General features: G+C 48.4%; 19 protein-coding genes. 11 read left to right on the top strand and 8 right to left on the bottom strand.

The genetic code is table 11. From position 1 onward, the window contains the following. Nucleotides 1-230 precede the first annotated feature (230 nt). A complete protein-coding gene (locus KO512_RS08850) occupies nt 231-1,859 on the top strand; it encodes a putative bifunctional diguanylate cyclase/phosphodiesterase (protein ID WP_303492819.1) in 1,629 nt (542 codons plus the stop codon). Between the two features lie 154 nt (nt 1,860-2,013). Here the strand turns inward: KO512_RS08850 and KO512_RS08845 are convergent, their stop codons facing one another. Beyond that, nucleotides 2,014-2,724: a TatD family nuclease-associated radical SAM protein gene (locus KO512_RS08845; RefSeq protein ID WP_215951968.1), complete on the bottom strand. Its 711-nt coding sequence runs from the start codon at nt 2,722-2,724 to the stop codon at nt 2,014-2,016. A 322-nt stretch (nt 2,725-3,046) separates the two neighbouring features. Between KO512_RS08845 and KO512_RS08840 the strand changes: the two genes are divergently transcribed. From KO512_RS08840 to KO512_RS08815, 6 genes are all read left to right on the top strand, one after another. Continuing rightward, nucleotides 3,047-3,568: a dimethylamine monooxygenase subunit DmmA family protein gene (locus KO512_RS08840; RefSeq protein WP_215951967.1), complete on the top strand. Its 522-nt coding sequence runs from the start codon at nt 3,047-3,049 to the stop codon at nt 3,566-3,568. Continuing rightward, entirely contained in the window at nt 3,568-4,521 is a 954-nt protein-coding gene (locus KO512_RS08835) for a PDR/VanB family oxidoreductase (protein WP_215951966.1), read from the top strand. The genes KO512_RS08840 and KO512_RS08835 overlap by 1 nt, the downstream gene beginning before the upstream one ends. A gap of 12 nt (nt 4,522-4,533) precedes the next feature. Further along, nucleotides 4,534-5,553: a heme-dependent oxidative N-demethylase family protein gene (locus KO512_RS08830; RefSeq protein ID WP_215951965.1), complete on the top strand. Its 1,020-nt coding sequence runs from the start codon at nt 4,534-4,536 to the stop codon at nt 5,551-5,553. A gap of 121 nt (nt 5,554-5,674) precedes the next feature. Further along, nucleotides 5,675-5,989 carry a DMT family transporter gene (locus tag KO512_RS08825; protein WP_215951964.1) on the top strand — a complete coding sequence of 105 codons (315 nt, stop codon included), beginning with the start codon at nt 5,675-5,677 and terminating at the stop codon, nt 5,987-5,989. A gap of 9 nt (nt 5,990-5,998) precedes the next feature. Next, entirely contained in the window at nt 5,999-6,685 is a 687-nt protein-coding gene (locus KO512_RS08820; protein ID WP_215951963.1) for a type 1 glutamine amidotransferase, read from the top strand. Nucleotides 6,686-6,739: 54 nt separating this feature from the next. Continuing rightward, entirely contained in the window at nt 6,740-7,186 is a 447-nt protein-coding gene (locus KO512_RS08815; protein WP_215951962.1) for a GNAT family N-acetyltransferase, read from the top strand. 225 nt (nt 7,187-7,411) lie between these two features. Here KO512_RS08815 and KO512_RS08810 read toward each other — a convergent pair whose 3' ends face one another. From KO512_RS08810 to KO512_RS08780, 7 genes are all read right to left on the bottom strand, one after another. Continuing rightward, nucleotides 7,412-7,948, bottom strand: a complete 537-nt coding sequence (locus KO512_RS08810; protein WP_215951961.1) for a DUF6515 family protein — start codon at nt 7,946-7,948, stop codon at nt 7,412-7,414. Next, the gene (locus KO512_RS08805; RefSeq protein WP_215951960.1) at nt 7,945-8,190 is read right to left on the bottom strand and encodes a hypothetical protein; all 246 of its coding nucleotides are present in this window, start codon (nt 8,188-8,190) and stop codon (nt 7,945-7,947) included. The genes KO512_RS08810 and KO512_RS08805 overlap by 4 nt, the downstream gene beginning before the upstream one ends. Before the next feature lie 157 nt (nt 8,191-8,347). Next, nucleotides 8,348-8,698: a cupin domain-containing protein gene (locus KO512_RS08800; RefSeq protein WP_215951959.1), complete on the bottom strand. Its 351-nt coding sequence runs from the start codon at nt 8,696-8,698 to the stop codon at nt 8,348-8,350. 72 nt (nt 8,699-8,770) lie between these two features. After that, a complete protein-coding gene (locus KO512_RS08795) occupies nt 8,771-10,138 on the bottom strand; it encodes a flavin-containing monooxygenase (RefSeq protein WP_215951958.1) in 1,368 nt (455 codons plus the stop codon). 102 nt (nt 10,139-10,240) lie between these two features. Beyond that, a complete protein-coding gene (locus KO512_RS08790) occupies nt 10,241-11,020 on the bottom strand; it encodes a PAS domain-containing protein (protein ID WP_215951957.1) in 780 nt (259 codons plus the stop codon). A gap of 2 nt (nt 11,021-11,022) precedes the next feature. Further along, complete coding sequence (locus KO512_RS08785; RefSeq protein ID WP_215951956.1) at nt 11,023-11,703, bottom strand: response regulator; 681 nt, start codon at nt 11,701-11,703, stop codon at nt 11,023-11,025. Between the two features lie 70 nt (nt 11,704-11,773). Then, nucleotides 11,774-12,934, bottom strand: a complete 1,161-nt coding sequence (locus tag KO512_RS08780) for a sensor histidine kinase (RefSeq protein ID WP_215951955.1) — start codon at nt 12,932-12,934, stop codon at nt 11,774-11,776. A 309-nt stretch (nt 12,935-13,243) separates the two neighbouring features. Between KO512_RS08780 and KO512_RS08775 the strand changes: the two genes are divergently transcribed. The 4 genes from KO512_RS08775 (at nt 13,244) to KO512_RS08760 (ending at nt 19,078) form a co-directional block, all read left to right on the top strand. Beyond that, a complete protein-coding gene (locus KO512_RS08775; protein ID WP_215951954.1) occupies nt 13,244-15,550 on the top strand; it encodes a DUF1989 domain-containing protein in 2,307 nt (768 codons plus the stop codon). Between the two features lie 482 nt (nt 15,551-16,032). Beyond that, nucleotides 16,033-17,385, top strand: coding sequence for an ammonium transporter (locus tag KO512_RS08770; RefSeq protein WP_215951953.1), 1,353 nt, complete (start codon nt 16,033-16,035; stop codon nt 17,383-17,385). An 11-nt stretch (nt 17,386-17,396) separates the two neighbouring features. Then, on the top strand, nt 17,397-17,564 hold the full coding sequence (locus KO512_RS08765) for a hypothetical protein (protein ID WP_215951952.1): 168 nt from the start codon (nt 17,397-17,399) through the stop codon (nt 17,562-17,564). 131 nt (nt 17,565-17,695) lie between these two features. Beyond that, nucleotides 17,696-19,078: an ethanolamine ammonia-lyase subunit EutB gene (locus KO512_RS08760; RefSeq protein ID WP_215951951.1), complete on the top strand. Its 1,383-nt coding sequence runs from the start codon at nt 17,696-17,698 to the stop codon at nt 19,076-19,078. The last annotated feature ends 81 nt before the right edge of the window (nt 19,079-19,159 follow it).

Raw genomic sequence — 19,159 nt, 5'->3', positions numbered from 1 at the left:
GAAGGAAATCTACATTATTAGCAAGTGAGATAATAAGCATCTCAGATGCCTGTTGGTGCATGATGCGAGCGTGATTCTATCGTGGTTTAATCGAGTCATTGTTGTATGCCAGCTTAATACAGAACCGGAAGGCATTAGTCAGTTTGCTGATATTGATCAAGCATTAAGGCAGCTGTTCTCTGTATATTGTTGGTATCGGGAAGTGAATGACGACAACAAGGAGTTTAGTTGTGAATGTTAGAAGCGGTTCCACCAGTGATTTTCTGCATAATAATGTCAAAGTTCTGCGATCCCGTGTATCCAAAACGGCTTGGCAGGGGATTTCAATTGCTGTTATTGCATTGATTGTTGCTACCCTTACTGTGTCTCATCTTGAATATGGCAATATCAGTATTACAAGTTTGATCAACGTTCAGAAAACGAACTTTGCCCTCTGGATTTTGGATGTCATCCCTTTTGTTTTCGCCTTTTGGGGACAGTACTCCAGCACGGTGCTTGCCTATGAGGCCAGTGCGATGGTGATGGATCAGACCAAAGAGTTACGGGATAAAGCCGATAACTTTGAAAAGCAGGCCCGCCATAGTATTACCCATGATCTCCTCACCGATATGCCGAATAAAGAGCTATTTTATGACCGAGTGGAGCAACAAATTGTTTCCCCAAGGGGAAAGACTGAATTTTCCGTGTTGCTGGTGGAAGTGTCTAATTATAAAGAGATTAGTGACACACTAGGCCGTAACAGTAGCGACAGTCTGATTAAACAGATTGCTGTACGTCTGGAAAGCGCATTTCCGCCGCCATGGACTATTGCCCGCTTGGAAAGCAATATGTTCAGTTTGCTGATTAGTGAGCACCTGTCTGAAAAGCAGGTGTTGGAGTTGGCCGACAGTATCCACCGGGTACTGCATGATGTGTTTTATATCGAGCAGGTGAAGTTGTCTGCTCAGGCGAATATTGGCATTGTTCACTTCCCTCAACACGGTACTGACGTCGATACGTTGGTACAGCGTGCGGGTATTGCACTCTATATGGCGCAGAACTCCAATAAAGGCAGTGCCGTATATGATTCTTCGTTTGACGCCCATAGCCCGAAACAGTTAACGCTAATGAGCGAACTTCATCAGGCCATTGAAAATCAGGAGTTAGAGCTTTTCTATCAACCTAAAATTAGGGTTGAAGATGGCGTGTTAACAGGGGCGGAAGCATTGGTGCGTTGGAATCACCCTAAGCATGGTTTACTTGCACCTGATCTGTTTATTCCACTAATGGAGCGATCAAGGTTGATTCAAGGGCTCACCTGTTGGGTCATACAGGAGGGCTTTGCGCAGTGTGCTAAGTGGCATCAAGAGGGACTCGATATTGTGCTCTCGATAAACCTCTCGGCTAAAGACTTGAATAATCCAGAATTGCCCGATCTTATTGCTGGCATCAAAGGGGCTGTGGGTATTAACCCTAAATGGATTACCCTTGAAATTACCGAAAGCTCATTGATGACCGACCCAGATGCCGCGATGGCGGTCATTAATCGTATCCACGCGATGGGATTCCAGTTCTCAATTGATGACTACGGCACGGGCTATTCATCGTTGTCTTATTTGAAACAGTTGCCTCTGAAAGAGCTTAAAATCGACCGCTCTTTTGTCTCTGATATTGTCCATAACGAAAGTGATGCGGTGATTGTTAACGCCACCATCAATCTGGCCCATAACTTGGGGTTAGAAGTAACCGCTGAAGGGGTAGAAAATTCGGAAACATTGGCATTGTTGCAAGCGGAAGGTTGTGACCTTGTTCAGGGCTATTATTTAGGGCGTCCAATGCCTAAAGACGCTTTCACGCAATGGAGTCAGGAACGGTTATAGCGGATGATACCGCTGTATCCGTGTGGCTTTTACGCCGCACTGCTGCTTTTTTATGTTCTTAGTTAACATCGGTTTCTATTTGACGTTAAGTTCTGCGCTGTCTTTTATGGCAAACTGATGTTGATATTGGGTTGTCGCTTTTCAGTTCTATCTGTTAACCCACCACGTCGAGTTCTCGTTGTTTAAAGTGTACCCCTCGACTTTCTGCCAGTTGACGACAGGCTGCGATATCCACCCCTTCTAATCCGTTGATCGCGCTGGCACTAACCTCTTTTATATAGTGTGGTGCTAGGGCAACAAACGCGAGCATGGCCTCATAAGACCCCGGCAGCGCTGGCTGGCAATGCTGAATATAGGTGGCTTCGTTGTGAGCATTGAGTGAGATAGACAATGCATCAATATATTCACTCAACTCTGGCAGTATATTACGTTTATTCACCAGATTTCCTAAGCCATCAGTGTTTAGTCGAGTTTTGCCTCCATGTTGTTTTACCCAATGAGCTATCTCTAATAATGGTTTGAGTCGCAGAGTCGGCTCGCCATAACCACAAAAGACAATGCAATCGTAGCGACTTGGATCAGCGATCAAGTCGATGATCTGTTGTGCCGGAGGACGCACTTCTAAAGCTAAATCATAGCCTTTGACGTCAGTACAGCCATTATGTTTTGGGCAAAACTGGCAGGTCAAAGTACAGCGATCGGTTAGGTTAATGTAAAGGTTATTGCCTATCTGATACACCAGTGTTTCATCATGAGCTGTGGTGTTAGCTTGCGAGGTCGGATGGCTTTGATTGGGGCGTAGAATATCGAGCTTTTGCTCTGCTACTTCGAGGCCTTGCTCAGCGTTGTGCTTTAGGGAATGCATGAGTTGATCCGTTATGTTTTGCAGTCATAAAGGATAACAGTTCCTAAGTCGGTAGGAGATGATAGTGGTCAATGCTCTTCACTGAACGTGCTTTTTATGTCTCTGTTTAAGCCGTTTATCAATGGTCTCTAGAGATTTGAGTGTATGGCTGTCGGAATTTTTCATCTCTGCTTTTAGTTGATTTTTTCGTTCCACGACGAGATACCTACTTGGTTGTACCTCTTCATGACAATTGAGGAGGCTGTCTGGCTCTCATATTATTCTTAACAGGAATTATATATGAACATCATGATGCTAACCGGACCTTATCAGGAGGGCTCAGATGCAGGCAGAACACGTTAATGGGGCAACAAGTAAGCCGGTATATACGCCGGTGGAGTTAAACCCAAAATCAAGCTTTCACCTTTTTATCGCCGAGCAGGATGTTCCGGTAGATCTTCAATCACTTTATAACGGTTGTACTGCGGATAAAGCGGTAGCGGCCTATGCTTGCGCCAGTGACTCGCAACTACTTGAATCACTACAAAATTTTCCGTTGACCGGCACACTGTACCTAGCAGGGACTGAGCCTTTTCTCTGGCGCGTGACGAGTCATGCCCGGGATGCGGGGCTTTGTTCAGATCAGGTTCGTTTGTTGGCTCCGATTAGTCGTGAGCGGCATCTGTTTTGTTGCCACTGCCATACGATAACCGAAGAAGTTACATATTCCCCTTATGCTTGCAGTGGCTGTGGTGCGATGTTGGAAGTGACAGATCATTTTTCCCGCCTTCATGGCGCTTATTTTTCTTTTCAGGCAAACGCTGAAGATAGCGCCGATATGCCTGAGAAAAGAGAGGTGAACTGATGAGCACTATTGATCAGATTGTCGTTGAGGTGGTCGCGATTGAGCAAGTCGCGCCGATGATTAAAGAGTTCACCTTGCAACCCGCAGAGGGGCAGTTTACGCCGTTCTCGGCTGGTGCGCATGTCGTCGTTGAGATGGGTGAAGGCGAGCAACGTTACCGCAATGCCTATTCGTTGATGAGCGATCCTAATGATAACCGTCAATATCAGATTGCGGTGCGGTTGCAGGAAGAGTCACGCGGTGGCTCTATCTATATGCATGAGCAGGTTGCGGTGGGTGATCAACTGAAGATCTCGCCTCCAGCGAACTTGTTTGCGCCTGAATGGCGAGCTAAAAAACATATCTTATTTGCTGGCGGAGTCGGTATTACGCCTTTCCTGTCCTATGTGCCGGTGATGCAGCAGCGTGGTGCTGAATTTGAACTTCACTATATGTACCGCAGTCAGCAGACCGGTGCTTACAGTGCGGAACTGACTGAGCAACTGGGCGATCGTTGTTGCTGTTATGACGCCGATCAGAGTAGTCGTTGTGATATCGCAGTAGTGATGGCGGATCAACCGCTAGGGACGCATTTCTATATTTGTGGCCCAGAATCACTGATCGAGGCGGTGCAGGCAACTGCTGATGAGTTGGGTATACCCGCGGGTGCGATTCATTGGGAGGAGTTTGCCGGAGCAAAACCGGGACAGCCCTTTACGGTCGAGTTGAGCCGTAGTGGTGTTGAGCTGGCGGTGGCTGCAAATAAAAGTGTGCTTGAAACGCTGGAAGCCGCTGATATCGATATTCCTAACCTTTGCCGAGCGGGTGTTTGTGGACAATGCGTCTGTGACGTTTCGGAAGGTGAAATTGAACACCGTGATGCTTATCTCAGTGACGCCGAAAAGCAGTCTGGGCAGCGGATGATGCCTTGTGTTTCAAGGGCTGCAGGCGAACGACTGGTTTTAGATATTTAGGAGAACAGAATAATGCGTGTAGCACCGAAAGAGATTCAGAGTTTTCGTGACGATTTTACCTATACCAATAGCGCTTCAGCGATTGAGCGTTTTCCGTTTCCATTCCCAGAAGATGAGTATCGCTACTCGGTGAATATTGAAGCGCACCAGCCCAAAGGTGGTGAAGGCTCAGCATTTGAACATTACATTGATGTCGATGAGCATTATTTGTCAGAGATGGCCGAGCGTGAGCTGGTCTTGAAAGATATGCCTAATCGCTGCTTGGTGATGCCTCATATGGATCTAGCCTGTTGGGAGATGCTGGAGCGATACATGGTGTCTTTGGCCGAAGACTACCCTGAGCATTTCAAACTGACCCGGGACGGTGATAACTGGCACTGGGAGAACAAGCTGCTTAATATTGACGATCACTTTACCTTTGGCGATGGCGCCACGTTACCACGTCCACCATTGGATTATATTGGCCGTCAGGTACAGGGTGATTTTGCGTTGATGGATCAGCGTGAAGGAAACCTATTTATGGATGCGGGCATGGTAACTTGCCCAGCGGACTGGTCTCTGGCGTTTGATGCGGGCATGAGTTTTGACGAATGGCATGGGCCGGTACCGATGGTTAAGAGTGAGGGCATCATTGAGCGAGCGCGAAAATATCTTATGGCGCTTCCTGTGGGTCAGCCTGTACGTCGACTTAACTGGACGCTAACGGTGAATGCGCGCATGGATACCTCGACTGAGAAGTATAATGAGTGGGGTCATGAGCGTACGACTATCACGCCAGAGAATGTGAGTGAAAAGGTGTATCTGCGCGTCGAAGTGCAGGTGTTGGATAGAATGCCGCGCAGTAATGCGGTAACGATTAGTATTCGTACCTATTTGCTCAGTCTAGAAGATTTGGTGACCAATAAAGCATGGGCTGTGCGTATGCATCGAGCCTTAAAAACCCTGCCTGAGGCTCTCATCGATTACAAAGGTTTGACGCGTTTTCACGGTATGGCGGTTGATTATCTGTCGCAGTTTGACCCTGCAAATTAAAGCTTAAGCGCGTTAAACCGATAGGTTGCTATCGGTTTAACGCGCTTAAATCATAGTCGCCGGTGCTAACGAATTTGATCTTCAAGTACCGTTTTTCTATCGTTATCAGTGAGGTAAATCAATGGGCTGGATCTATATACTCATTGCAGGTGTATTGGAATGCCTGTGGGCGGTTGGCTTAAAGTACAGTGATGGCTTCACTCGGCTATGGCCATCGGTGATCAGCATTGTCCTGATCGTCGTGAGTTTAGGGTTGTTATCCTTAGCCATGCGGACGATTCCTGTCGGTACTGCGTATGCCGTTTGGACTGGTATAGGAGCATCGATACTGGCGACTTACGGTATTTTATTTATGGATGAGTCGGGCAGTTTCTTGCGCATTATCTGTATCGGCATGATCGTCGCGGGCGTCGGTGGTTTAAAGCTGTTTGCTTGAGGCGTAACGATGATACGCATTTTGATATTACAGCATGCTGAGGGCGAGTGGATTGGCTCGATGGCTGATTGGTTTAGCGATACCTCCCGTTGTGACAATTTTGTGCTGAAGACTCTTCGTCTTGACCAAGGCGATACGCTTGTCGATATGGATGCGTTTGACTGGCTGCTGGTGATGGGTGGTCCCATGAGTGCCAATGATGAATCGACTCACCCTTGGCTGAGAGAAGAGAAAGAGCTTATCCGTCAGGCGATTGCCTGCGATAAGACCGTATTGGGCATCTGCCTTGGCGGACAGTTGATTGCAGCAGCCTCGGGGGCGGAAGTTTATCGTAATCATACTCAAGAGATCGGCTGGTTTAGCATCAATAGGACCGACCCGCGTGTTACATGGTTACCCGATAGGGTGAACTTGTTAAGCTGGCATGGCGATTGTTTTAGGTTGCCTGTAGGAGCGACCCCGTTTGCTTCCAGTGACGTGACACCTTGTCAGGGCTTCAGTATGGGGCCGCGTATTTGGGCTTTGCAGTTTCATTTGGAAGCCGCAGCCGGAACCGTTGATGCTTTTCTGGCCTGTGAGGGTGATGACTTGCCAAGCGGAGAGTTTGTACAAAGGGCCTTACAGTTACAACAGGATGCTGAATTTTTACCGCAAAGCCGTCAAATTATGCATCGCTTACTGGATTCGTTGTGCTGATACCCTGCCGCAGTGGTGTGGATCATTGGCACAACCTTGTAGATGAGGTATTCAATGAGCATCACGTTAGCGATCGAAAAGGATATTCCTGAACTATGTCGTTTGCTCGGCTATCTATTTGCTCAGGAAGCCGAATTTAAACCGGATGTGACCGCTCAACAGCGAGGACTGAAGGCGATCATTCAATCGCCACAGGCGGGTGCGATATTGGTCAGTCGTGATGGCGACTGTATTATAGGTATGGTCAGTTTGCTTTACAGTATATCTACCGCACTGGGTGGGCCTGTTTGTATGCTGGAAGATATGGTGATTGCGCCGGAATATCGAGGCTCAAATAAAGGTTCTGAGCTGTTAGAACAGGCCATTCACTACGCCGAGCAGCAGGGGGTGATGCGTATCACCTTGTTAACCGATCATGATAACGAGACCGCACAGCGATTTTATCAGCGCCAAGGTTTTGCTTTTTCTACCATGCAGGTGATGCGTAAAGGGCTTGTTTAGGTGGCCAGCCTGGTTTTATATCATTCATTCTTTCCACTTTTTATATTCTCCTCTATTGGTTAGTCGATTTTTTGTCATTGCCGTCTGCTTGAATCACTTTTTTAGTTTTGATTACGATACGCTTGATAGCGCATCTAAGACGGTGCACTGCTGCTTTTCAGGGAGATTCCCGTATGGCTTTATGCCGGTTACTAACCCGCATAAAGCCAGCTTATCTCATGTTATTTAATGGATATCGACAACCACATAGACCTGTTTACCATTACGTTCGGTGGGGAGAAAGTAGGTGCCTGCGTGACGGAAATACTGTACCCCGTTAATCAAAATGGCATTGCTGCCATTGGGAAGGGTTGTTAGCACGGAACCTGCTGCGTAGTGAGATACCTGCTCTGTCTCAGGCTCAACAATCGTCGGTTCAACCACATAGATCTTTCTTTCAGGCACCCAACGGTAGTATGCACCATGATAACGGTAGTATTCACGGCCATGATGTCGGACAAGGACGGCGCTAGGGGGAAGACGTTCAAGATATGCGCCTTCAGGCGGTTCTACAACGACATAGCCTTTATCGGCTTTGCGATAAAATAGAGAGTCCAGTACCCAATAAGTAGCCCCTGCAATCACCATCGCCACGGCAGCGCCAGGTAGGTGGTCAACATGGCCCCCATGGGGCTGAGGTGTGGGTCTAGGGCCCGCAAATGAGGGCGATATTGTGCCAAGAGTAAGGCTGGTAATGAGTAGATAAGTAGTTAGTTTTTTCATTGTGTGACCTCTTGCTGAGCAGATGTGTAGTTAGCTAAGGCTGAAATTTCAAGGTTAAGCGTATCGTTGTGTGAACCATTTAAGCGCCAGCTAGGATGAATGACGAACGGTGTCGATGGCATGATGTGCAGATTCATGTTCATCGTCACATCGTAGTAGGTTGCTATTCGCAAAGGTGTCGAGGTGTAACCGCGGGACATCAAGGTGACGACAACGGTGCTGGAATACATAGGAAAGCGCATGGCTGTTCTCCGTGTGAATATGTATTCATTTTGACAACAGCGAATGTAAAGTTGAGTTAAGCGAGTGTAAAGCTGCGTAAATAATGGGGGCGAGCGGGTATGGTGCGAGGAAAGTAGCAAGGCGTTAGAGCACACCTTGCTATATGAAGGGCGAAGCTTATTTTAACTTAATGGCAAAATGCTTGAATACCGGTTGGATAATTTCCCAAGTACCGGTGAAACCCGCTTCAACCATAAAGGCATCACCGGGGTTAAGGGTCACGGGCTCTTCGCCATCTTGAGTCACGATCACTTCACCTTCAATCAGGTGGATGAATTCCCAGCTGGCATAGGTGGCGAGATAGGTGCCGGGTGTTGCTGCCCAGCAGCCCGTAATCATACTGCCATCCGGGCTAGTATATTCAATCCAGGTGGTCATCGATGGGGTGCCGGCGACCTTTTCCCAACCTTCTAGATCATCGGTGATGGGGGTGACTGTTTTATCGATTATTTTACTGACCATATTCATGCTGTATTCCTTCGTATGTTCTTAGAGAGACCATGAGAGTAAAAGGCTGATCGATGATCAGCCTAAATCGACTTAAACGGCCTGCTGAATGTCGCCTTCGATCGAGAGGTAGGTTTCCAAAGAATCATCGAGCGCATCGATCCAAGGGGTGTGGTGCGTAGGCGACATAGTGCCGGTCATCAGTGAGCGATAGGCGTGATCCCTGAACGTCATGATGTTTTCTTGCTTATGGTGTTTCCATTCGAGGAAGGTTTGTCGCACGCCTTCGATATCGAAGGTGGGATAATCGGTGGCTTCAATCAATTCAAGAATGTAATCGCCTTGGAAGGTAAACATCTCTTCGGCGGTGGTCAGGGTCAGTTCTCGTGCTTGCCATTCCTTGCTATTGGCGGTCATCTCTTCTTTTGTCGCCGGTAGTTCTATACGGCCGAGAATAACATCCCGTGCATACCAAGCTTGGGCATCAAACATGTTGAAGGTGTACCACTGATCTTGCATGCCCAGATAGAACATCTGTGGATTATCTTCCCACACGACGCCTTTATAGAGGTCCATGGTCCAGAGACGGTTATCGGTCTTGAGTCGCAGAGATTCATCGATGAAGGGAAAGTGATGCAGATAGCCGGTGCAGAGAATGATCGCATCGATTTTACGGCTAGTACCATCGGCAAAGTAGGCGGTATCGGTATCAACCCGTTGTAGTAACGGCTTTTCTTCCCAGTTGTCTGGCCATTTGAAGCCCATAGGGGCGGAGCGGTAACAGCTGGTTAGGCTCCGAGCGCCATATTTATAGCACTGTGAACCCACGTCTTCTGCGGAATAGCTGCTGCCAACCAAGAGAATATCTTTATCTTTGAATTCCAATGCATCACGGAAGTCATGGGCATGCATGATGCGACCCCCGAAGTGGCTGAAACCTTCAAATTCAGGTACCCGAGGTGTAGAAAAGTGGCCAGAGGCGCAAATAACATAGTCGAAGGTTTCGGAATAAACCGTATCGCTGTCGTGGTCATGCACCGTAACGGTGAAGAGCTTGGTGCTGTCATCGAAAGTAATGGTACGTACGGGCGTATTAAAGCGGATATAGTCGCGTACACCGGCTTTTTCAACTCGGCCTTTAATGTAATCCCATAGCACTTCGCGGGGAGGGTATGAAGGAATCGCTTTACCGAAATGTTCTTCAAAGCTGTAATCGGCAAATTCTAAACACTCTTTTGGTCCATTCGACCAGAGGTAGCGATACATACTGCCATGAACGGGTTCGCCGTGCTCGTCTAAGCCGGTACGCCAGCTGTAATTCCATAAGCCGCCCCAGTCGCTTTGCTTTTCAAAACAGACTATCTCAGGGATCTCAGCGCCTTTCTGTTGAGCTGATTGGAACGCTCTTAGCTGAGCTAGACCGCTTGGACCTGCACCAATAATCGCTACTCGCTTCGTCATGTGTGATCTCCTAATGATTAATATTCACTTACCATCAGGTTATGCAGTAAACGGCGAGGGATAAATTCCTCTGAGTGGATAAGTCAAAAGGGGTAAGAGGGGTTACTCCGTGGGGGTGATATTTAAAATAACGCCTTCAATACCCAACACGGCGCCGGTCGATGAGTAGATACCTTGACCTTTTTCATAGACTTGACGGTACTGGCCATCGGCATGGAGTAGCTGATAGTACAGTTCAAAAGACTGTTGCTGTTGTAGGGCGCATTGTACTGTTTCCCACACCCGGCTGGCGTCGTTGGGATGGATCAGTGCACCAATCGATAACTGTGTTTGATTGAGTAGTTGATCGCGACTATAGCCGGTTAATCCTAAGCAGCCTTCACTGACATATTCCATGGTCCAGCGGGTATCGTTACGACCTCGATAGAGCATGCCGGATAATCGGTTCACCAACCCTGATAGGCTACGATGGGTTGCTTTTCTAATCTCATCACTGCGTACCTGTGGGGTAATATCGCAGAGGGTCGCTGTTAAAGGGGAGTGTTGGTCAGCATGCAGTGGTTGTAAACGAATTTCACACCAGCGTACTTCACTGTCTTTACGGATCAGACGAAACCAAAGGCACTGACTGAGACGCTCACGATTAACCTCTTGAGTGAATGCGATCCAGTTGTGTTGATCTTCTGGGTGGATGTAGTCACTAAAGCAGCTATCGATGGCTTCTTTCTGTGGGTATCCGGTGAGGGTTTTCCAACAGGCGTTTACATAACTGATCTCCAGTTGCGGAGTGAACACCAGCACTGTATCACTTAGGCTATCGAGTACTTCTGCCAGTATCGGTAGCTCTTTTTTTGGGCGACGAAATAGGTTAAGTACAGCCATTATCAGCGCTCGGTTTCTGACTGCGGTTGATTAGCATGGGCCCAGGCAGCCAGTTCCAGCCGTGAACTAACGCTTAATTTACGTAGCAGGTTTTTAACATAGACTTTAACGGTGCCATCACTAATGCCTAGTTCCCGTGCAATGAGCTTGTTACTCATGCCCTGGGTGATAAGTGCTAATGTTTGTAATTCCCGCTCGGTGAGGTCTGCATATTGCGCGGAGACGGCTTCGGGTGATGCGGGTTGCTCACCCTTTCTGAGATGATGGGCCAGCATGGTAACCCCAGTATTATCCATGGCGATATTGCCAAGCATCGCATCTTTTAAACCATTGATAATCTGTTCAGGGGAGGAGTCTTTTAATAGATAGCCATTGGCGCCCGCCGAAATCGCGGCAAACAGTTCGCTGCTGTCATCCGATGCGGTGAGGAAGATGATTTTTTGTTCGATACCCTGTTGTTTTAGTTGTTGCAGCAGCTGCAGTCCTGAAAGCTCAGGCATATGCATATCTAACAGCAGCAGTTCCGGCGCGAGTTCAGGGAGGGCATCGAGCAGTTGCTGACCGCCATCAAAATCAGCGAGGACGTTGAATTCACCGCTGTCGTTTAGCAGTTCGACAACCCCGCGTCGAAATAATGGGTGATCATCAACGATGACCACATCTGTAACTTTATTTGTATTCATAAGTGCTTCATTTATGAGCATTGTGTTTATCGGCGATGATGAATAAAAGCCGATCGAGCGGAGGCGTCTATTATTTGGCCGCCGGAATAATAAGGTCTATCCGTGTGCCGCCCTGAATCCGTGGCAGTATGAACAGGTTAGCATGGATGCGTTCTGCTCTTTCCTGCATGATTTTCATACCAAAACTATCTTGGCGAGCCTGATCGGCACAAATCCCTTTACCGTTATCTTCAATACGAATGCGTACCGAGCCGTCATTCTGGCGTAGCAGTTGTACCCGGGCATGGCTTGCATGTGCATGTCTAACAATATTGTTGAGCGCCTCACGGATAATAAAAATCGCTTGAGAATCATCTTCGGTGAACAGCTGCGAACCGACCCGGTTATCCAGTTCAAATACCATCGCACAGCGTTGTTCAAACTCGCCAATGGCTTGACTGATCGCATCGACGAGATGGCCCTGTTCAATAGAGAGTCGAGAGCAGGCGATTAGCTCACGGGTTTGTCGATAAGCGCATTGGGCTTGATGGGAAAGGTCTTCGCTAATTTTCGCGAGTTCAGGTTCTGAGGTGTTTTTACATTGCTGGGCGAGACGTGAAGCTTTGATCCGCATATACCCGAGGATCTGTGCCATCGAGTCATGCAGTTCGGCCGCATGGGCCGCTTTTTCAGAGCTGATGGCCGCATTGATGCGCGATTGTTGTCTGCACCATCCTTTCAAGCCATTGCCGAGGGCTTCAGCGACCGGTGCTAATAGACGGTTTATCGGGGTGCTATCCGGCAAGTGATCCTTGAAGCACAGCACTACCCAACCGGTATTGTCGGCATCCTCTAACGTTAGCTTTAAGGCGTGTATGGAAAGGGCGCTGCCAGGCAGTTTATAGCGTAATTCGTCGGCATCATGGATGCTGTGTTCGGTTAACTGATAGCGCAGTTGTGCTGCCAATCCCATGGGCGGGGTGATCTCTGTTGGGTGTAATAATTTGTTTCGATCAGGTATCGGCATGCCGATTAGGTAAATATCCGCTTCAAGGTGCAGGCCGACATAGCGCTGAAGTTGGTCGAGGCTCTGTTTCAAACTTTGGCTAATGTTATCACTGCAGGCCAGATCAATGACCAGTTGGCTCAGGGCCGGAGCATAGGCGCTCACCTTTCGCGTAACCTGGTGTTGCCGTTGTTCACGTAACAGTCGGGGAAAGTTGAGCAACCACAGGGGCATGGATACAGCCATTTTGACCTCCTTCACAGTGCGTTCGCCGGGTAGGGAAACGTCTCTCATGGTATGAACTAAGCAGTTTCTGTGCCATCCAGAGACGAATACCCACAATGGCTTACTCCTTCCTGAGAATTGTTACTTAAATCACTATGAGTAAATATTTTTAACCAGCAAGAAATAAATTTCACGGGTTAATGGGTGACTAAATCTGCACCATATTGGCTCCGAATGACCTAAACGCGCACTTATATAGCGCTGAAAGATAAATGTATCAGGGTGGAATTGAGTGACAGGTTTTGTCGATAAGTTTAACGGGATAATGCTATGACGATTCATCAACAACAGGCTCAGGTATTAAATGAGGTGTTACCTGTTCAGCCTCGGTTATACCGGGTTGAAGGGCAGGATGCATTGCGGTTAGAGCTACATGCTGGGGATAAGGTCTGTATTACGTCTGCAGATTTTCAGCAGGGCTGCGAACTGATTTTTATGGATGCGCAGGGCGGTGTTACGGAGTCTCCGTTGCTCGATTACCCACTCAGTGAAGCGGTGAATACCGGAGCACAGTTGGCACAGCAGAGTGAGTCAGCATTGCGGTTAACTGAGTTGCTGCAAGTGTGGAACATTAATGAGCAGGCCTTACAGCAGGCTCATTGTTGTTCTGCCGATAGCTTGCCGACGTTTGAGGTGAGTGAGTCGCTGACAATGGTTGTGCTGTGTTGCGGAAAGGATATGCAGGTCGTTGAGCAGACCCCTGTGACGGCGTTGCAGGTGGCGCACTTTACGACACTTGATGCGGATTTGCCGCCACCGCTGGCAACGCCTCGTAGCGAGTTTCGTATCCCCCGTGGCAGTGCAACCAGCTATGAAGTCAAAGCGGGTGAGTGGATTCAAATTATTGATGTTGAAGGTAAGCAGTGCAGCGATTTTATAGCCTTTGATGCCGCGGCCTTAGAGCAAGGACATGAAGTGGCTTTGGATGCCGTTGCGACGCGAACATTGAACGGATTGACACTGCCTCAACCTGGCTTGCATTCAAAGCTGGTTGATACACGGCAACAAACCATGCTTGAGGTAGTGCAGGATACAGTCGGGCGACACGATAGTTTTCTGTTTGCCTGTAATCGTAAGTTTTACGAAGACAGCGGTTATTTTGGCCATCTAAACTGCACCGATAATTTCAATCGCTGTTTGAGTAATTATGGCATCGCCGCGAGGGATGGCTGGCCAGCGATCAATTTCTTTTTTAATACCAGCGCCGGTGATTGCGGCACGATTGCATTTGAAGAGCCTTGGTCGCGCGCAGGTGATTATGTCTTGTTGCAGGCCAACAGAGATTTGATCTGTGTATCGTCTGCTTGCCCCGATGATATTGATCCTGCCAATGGCTGGAACCCCACCGATATCCATGTCCGTATCTATCCGGCAAGTTGTGAATTTCCACGTTCAGTGGGTTACCGAATTACACCAGAGGAACAGCCCCGTATGACTAAACCGACCGGTTTCCATGGCCGCACATCAGCCCTGACAAAACAGTTTACTGAATATCGAGGCTACTGGGTGGCATCGGAATATCAGAACTATGGTGCTCGGGCTGAATATTTAGCCTGTCGTGAGCGGGTTGCCATGATTGATTTGACACCACTGAGAAAGTTTGAAGTGGTCGGGCCTGATGCTGAAATCCTACTGCAGTATGCGTTGACGCGGAATGTATCGCGGATGTCTATCGGCGAAGTGGTCTATTCGGCGGTGTGTCACAGCACGGGGGGGATGATCGATGATGGTACGTTATTTCGTTTAGGGCAGCATGCGTTTCGCTGGATCTGTGGAGATTCATACTGCGGTATTTGGTTACGTCAGTTAGCCGCCGAGAAAGGTTTGCAGGTACAGGTACGGGAATCCACGGATCAGATTCATAACGTTGCAGTACAGGGGCCGCAAAGTCGCAACCTGCTGCAACAGATTATTTGGAACGCCGAGTCATGTACTCCGGTTGCTGAGCTAGGCTGGTTCCGCTTTATGACCGGTCGCATCGGTGGGCCGGATGGGATGCCGGTCATGGTTTCTCGGACCGGCTATACCGGTGAGCTTGGCTTTGAAGTTTGGTGTCATCCGGATCAGGGTGAGCAGCTATGGGATACGATTTGGCAGGCCGGTGAGCCATACGGTATTGCACCGTTAGGCTTTGATGCCTTGGATACATTGCGGATCGAAGCGGGGCTTATTTTTGCCGAACATGAGTTCTGCGCCGAAACTAACCCATTTGAAGCGGGTATTGGCTTTACCGTGCCGTTGAAAACCAAGACCGATGACTTTGTTGGACGCGACGCGATTGCAGCACAAAATCCATTGAGTCGGAAAAAACTAGTCGGACTGATGATCGATAGCCAAGAGACCGTCAGCCACGGTGACTCAGTGTTTAATGGTCGTTTTCCCGTAGGTGTGGTGACCAGTGCGACCTATTCGCCGAGCCTGAAAAGCCAAATCGCTTTGTGTCGTGTCGAGCCTCAGTTTGCTGAGCCTGGCACTGTGCTGGAAGTTGGACAGTTGGATGGCCAGCGCAAACGGATTCCGGTGCGTACAACCACCTTACCGTTCTATGACCCAGAAAGAACGCGCGTCAGAAGTTAATAGAAGCAAAACCTATATCAGGCGGCACGGTTAGAACGCTTGATTTAACGTGATGGATGAGCGTGATTAACAAGATTTGGACGCTCATCATCCGCGGATGATGGGTGTTAATTCAAAGGGGGATGCCTGTAATCGAAGAGGGTCGGTGATGAGTTATCCGTTTTTAGCGTAGGCAGTGATGGTCATTATGATTTATGCCATCAAGGTTAGCCCTATTGCCTATGAAAGGGTGACGACTGATTTAGACTCTTTTTGGTGCGGCGCATCATTTAAGGTCAATAAAAAGATGAGGAAGAGAGGGTGATTAGCGGTTTTTATTATTTAACTTACTGATATTAAATAATAAATATTGCTGGTGGTATAAAAAATGCATTTCCTGAAGGGAAATAAAGTTTACCAATGATAAATAAAATTTAACGGCTTAAATCGCAGTTCTAAACGATTGTGCAATAGAAAATTTAACAGATGAGAGGTTTCCCAAAATGGAGCAGACAGCCCCTACATTAGCAGAGTTACAAACTCTGATAGAGATGACGGGCACCATCAATATGGAAGTATTCTATTGGTGGTGTACCGGTTTAATGATAATTATCCATGCAGGCTTTTTGGCGTATGAGATGGGTGCTTCACGCCTGAAAAATGCCCTGGCATCTGGTGTGAAAAACATTCTGGCATTCGCCTTTATTATTCCGACCTTCTTCTTTTTCGGCTGGTGGATTTATCTAGCAATGTACAACGGTTTCACGCCAGATTATGAAGCGGGTGCAGCAGGTCTGCCTTGGTCTTTGAATATGGGGCCGAACCTAACCGATAATGCGAGTGGTATCTTCTGGGGTGCATTTGTCCTCTTTGCTGCAACCACCGCATCAATTTTCTCCGGTGCGGTGATTGAGCGGATTCGGATGAGCTCTTTCCTGATTCTGGCGATCATTCTCGGTTCAGTTGTTTGGATTCTGGGCGCTGCTTGGGGCTGGCATCCAACGGGTTGGTTGACCGTTGAGTGGGGCTTTCATGACTTTGGCGCAGCAGGTTGCGTACATATGGTTGCTGGCTTCTTTGCGCTGGGTGTCACCATTAACCTTGGGCCACGTATCGGTCGCTTCCTTGCAGATGGTACGCCGGTTGATATCAAAGGTCATAGTATGCCGATGACCATTATCGGTCTGATGCTGATCATTGTCGGTTTCTTCGGTTTCCTTGGCGGCTGCATCATCTATGCCGGTAGCGCTCAATGGACCACTATCTTCGGTACGCCTGTTACCTTGTCAGCGGTTAGCTTCAATACACTGATGGCTTTCTCCGGCGGTATTATTGGTGCTTACTTTGTTACTCGTCAGCCTTTCTGGATGATGTCCGGTGCACTGGCTGGTATCTTCTCTGCGGCGCCAGGCTTGGATCTTTATTACCCACCACTAGCGTTCCTGCTAGGTATTACCGGCGGTGTTGTTGCGCCATTAGCGGATAAGTTCATCACCAATAAGTTTAAGGTTGATGATGCAGTGGGTGCATTTGCAGTTCACGGTGTGGGCGGTCTGATCGGTATTATCGGTCTAGGTATCTTCGCTAGCGGTTTCCCGAATGTTATCGAAGGTGCGCCTGACGTTTCATTCACAGGTCAGCTAATGAGTGCCGGAGTCATGGCTCTACTCGGCTTCGTGCCAGGCTATGGTCTGTCTTGGGTAATGGCGAAACTGAACTTCCTACGTGTACCACCTAAAGCGGAAGAGATGGGTCTGGATATTGTTGAAGTACCTCTGGAAGCTTATCCAGAATCAGTGCCAGCATATTCATCTGAAATACCGGCAACTAAAGTAACAGCCACTGCAACGGCTTAAGGAGAACGACTATGAATTCAAGTCCTATTACTACTTGGGAAGGCGCAGAAGCGTACTTTACCTTTGCGGATAGCCCAACTGCTATGATGCTTATTCTGGGTTTGGCTGTTCTTGCTACGGCAGGTGCGGTGTTGGCCAGTGTGCTTCACGAAAATCACACCTATATCGATTATAAGTAGTGATTAGTCCTGTCGTGTTACGATAGGACGAAACCTGTTCCGGAGTGGTACTCACTGCTCCGGAACTTGTTTTTTATAATATGTTTTGTTCATTGCTTATTTAAAAAGACCTTTGTGGAGTTCGTCGTATTATGACCGTTTATTCCGCCACAGCAGGCCAGCAGCGCTGGCAGTTTGAAGATCTTAAAACACTGTTGGCTAAGGCGACACCGTTACGTTCCGGTGATTGTCTAGCGGGACTGGCGGCGGGGTCGGCGCGAGAGCGAGTGGCGGCACAGATCGCCTTGGCGGATCTTCCCTTGAAGATCTTTTTAAATGAGCAGGTGATTCCACCTGAAATCGATGAAGTCAGCCGGCTGATTGTCGATAGTCATGATCCGGTTGCATTTGCACCGATATCCCATTTAACGGTGGGGGATTTTCGTAACTGGTTATTATCAGATAAGGCGACCAGCGATAGCTTGAAACAGTTATCGCCGGGGTTAACGCCGGAGATGGTTGCGGCGGTATCGAAATTGATGCGGGTACAGGATCTGATTCTGGTCGCCTCTAAGTGTCGTAATGAAACCGCTTTTCGTAACTCTCTCGGTGGTAAGGGGGTGCTATCGACTCGCTTACAGCCCAATCACCCGGTGGATGATCCGGCGGGGGTGGCGGCCAGTATTCTTGATGGTTTGATGTATGGCAGTGGTGATGCGGTTATCGGTATTAATCCGGCGACAGATAACTATGCAGCGGTCACCGAACTACTGAAAATGTTGGACGATATTATCCAGCATTATGAGATCCCTACGCAGTCCTGTGTGTTGACCCATGTGACCAATCAAATTGAGGCGATTAATCGAGGCGTGCCGATTGATCTGGTGTTCCAATCGATCGCCGGCACCCAGGCGGCCAACGAAAGTTTTGGTATTAATCTGGCGCTGCTGGCCGAAGCTAATCAAGCGGCGCGTGAGCTCAATCGGGGCAGTGTCGGCAACAACGTGATGTATTTTGAAACGGGCCAAGGCAGTGCGTTGTCGGCTAATGCCCATCACGGTGTCGATCAACAGACCTGTGAGGTGCGAGCTTACGGTGTGGCCCGCCACTTTGATCCTTTGCTGGTGAATACGGTGGTGGGCTTTATCGGTCCAGAATACCTTTATGATGGTAAGCAGATTATCCGTGCTGGATTGGAAGATCATTTTTGCGGCAAATTGTTAGGCCTGCCTATGGGCTGCGATATCTGTTACACCAACCATGCCGAAGCGGATCAAGATGATATGGATATGCTGCTGACGCAGATGGCGGTGGCGGGTATCAACTTCATTATGGGTATACCGGGGGGCGATGACATTATGTTGAATTATCAGACCACCTCTTTCCATGATGCACTCTATATTCGTGAGGTGTTGGGGCTGCGCTCAGCACCGGAATTTGAGCACTGGTTACAGCAGGTTGGGATTACTCAGCCGTCGGGTAAGTTAGCGGCGCGCATGCCTGAGCAATTTAGCGGGTTACTTAAGGCGCTTTAGTTATCTGCAGTGATGCGCTCAGTCTCAATAGCAGACAGCAGAAGAATGAATAGAATAGCTAATAAACGCGGGATAAAAGGA

Source organism: Amphritea atlantica, from assembly GCF_018860855.1.
GTDB lineage: Bacteria > Pseudomonadota > Gammaproteobacteria > Pseudomonadales > Balneatricaceae > Amphritea > Amphritea atlantica_A.
The sequence above is the reverse complement of the archived record's forward strand: the minus strand, read 5'-3'. Positions and strand labels throughout refer to the sequence as shown.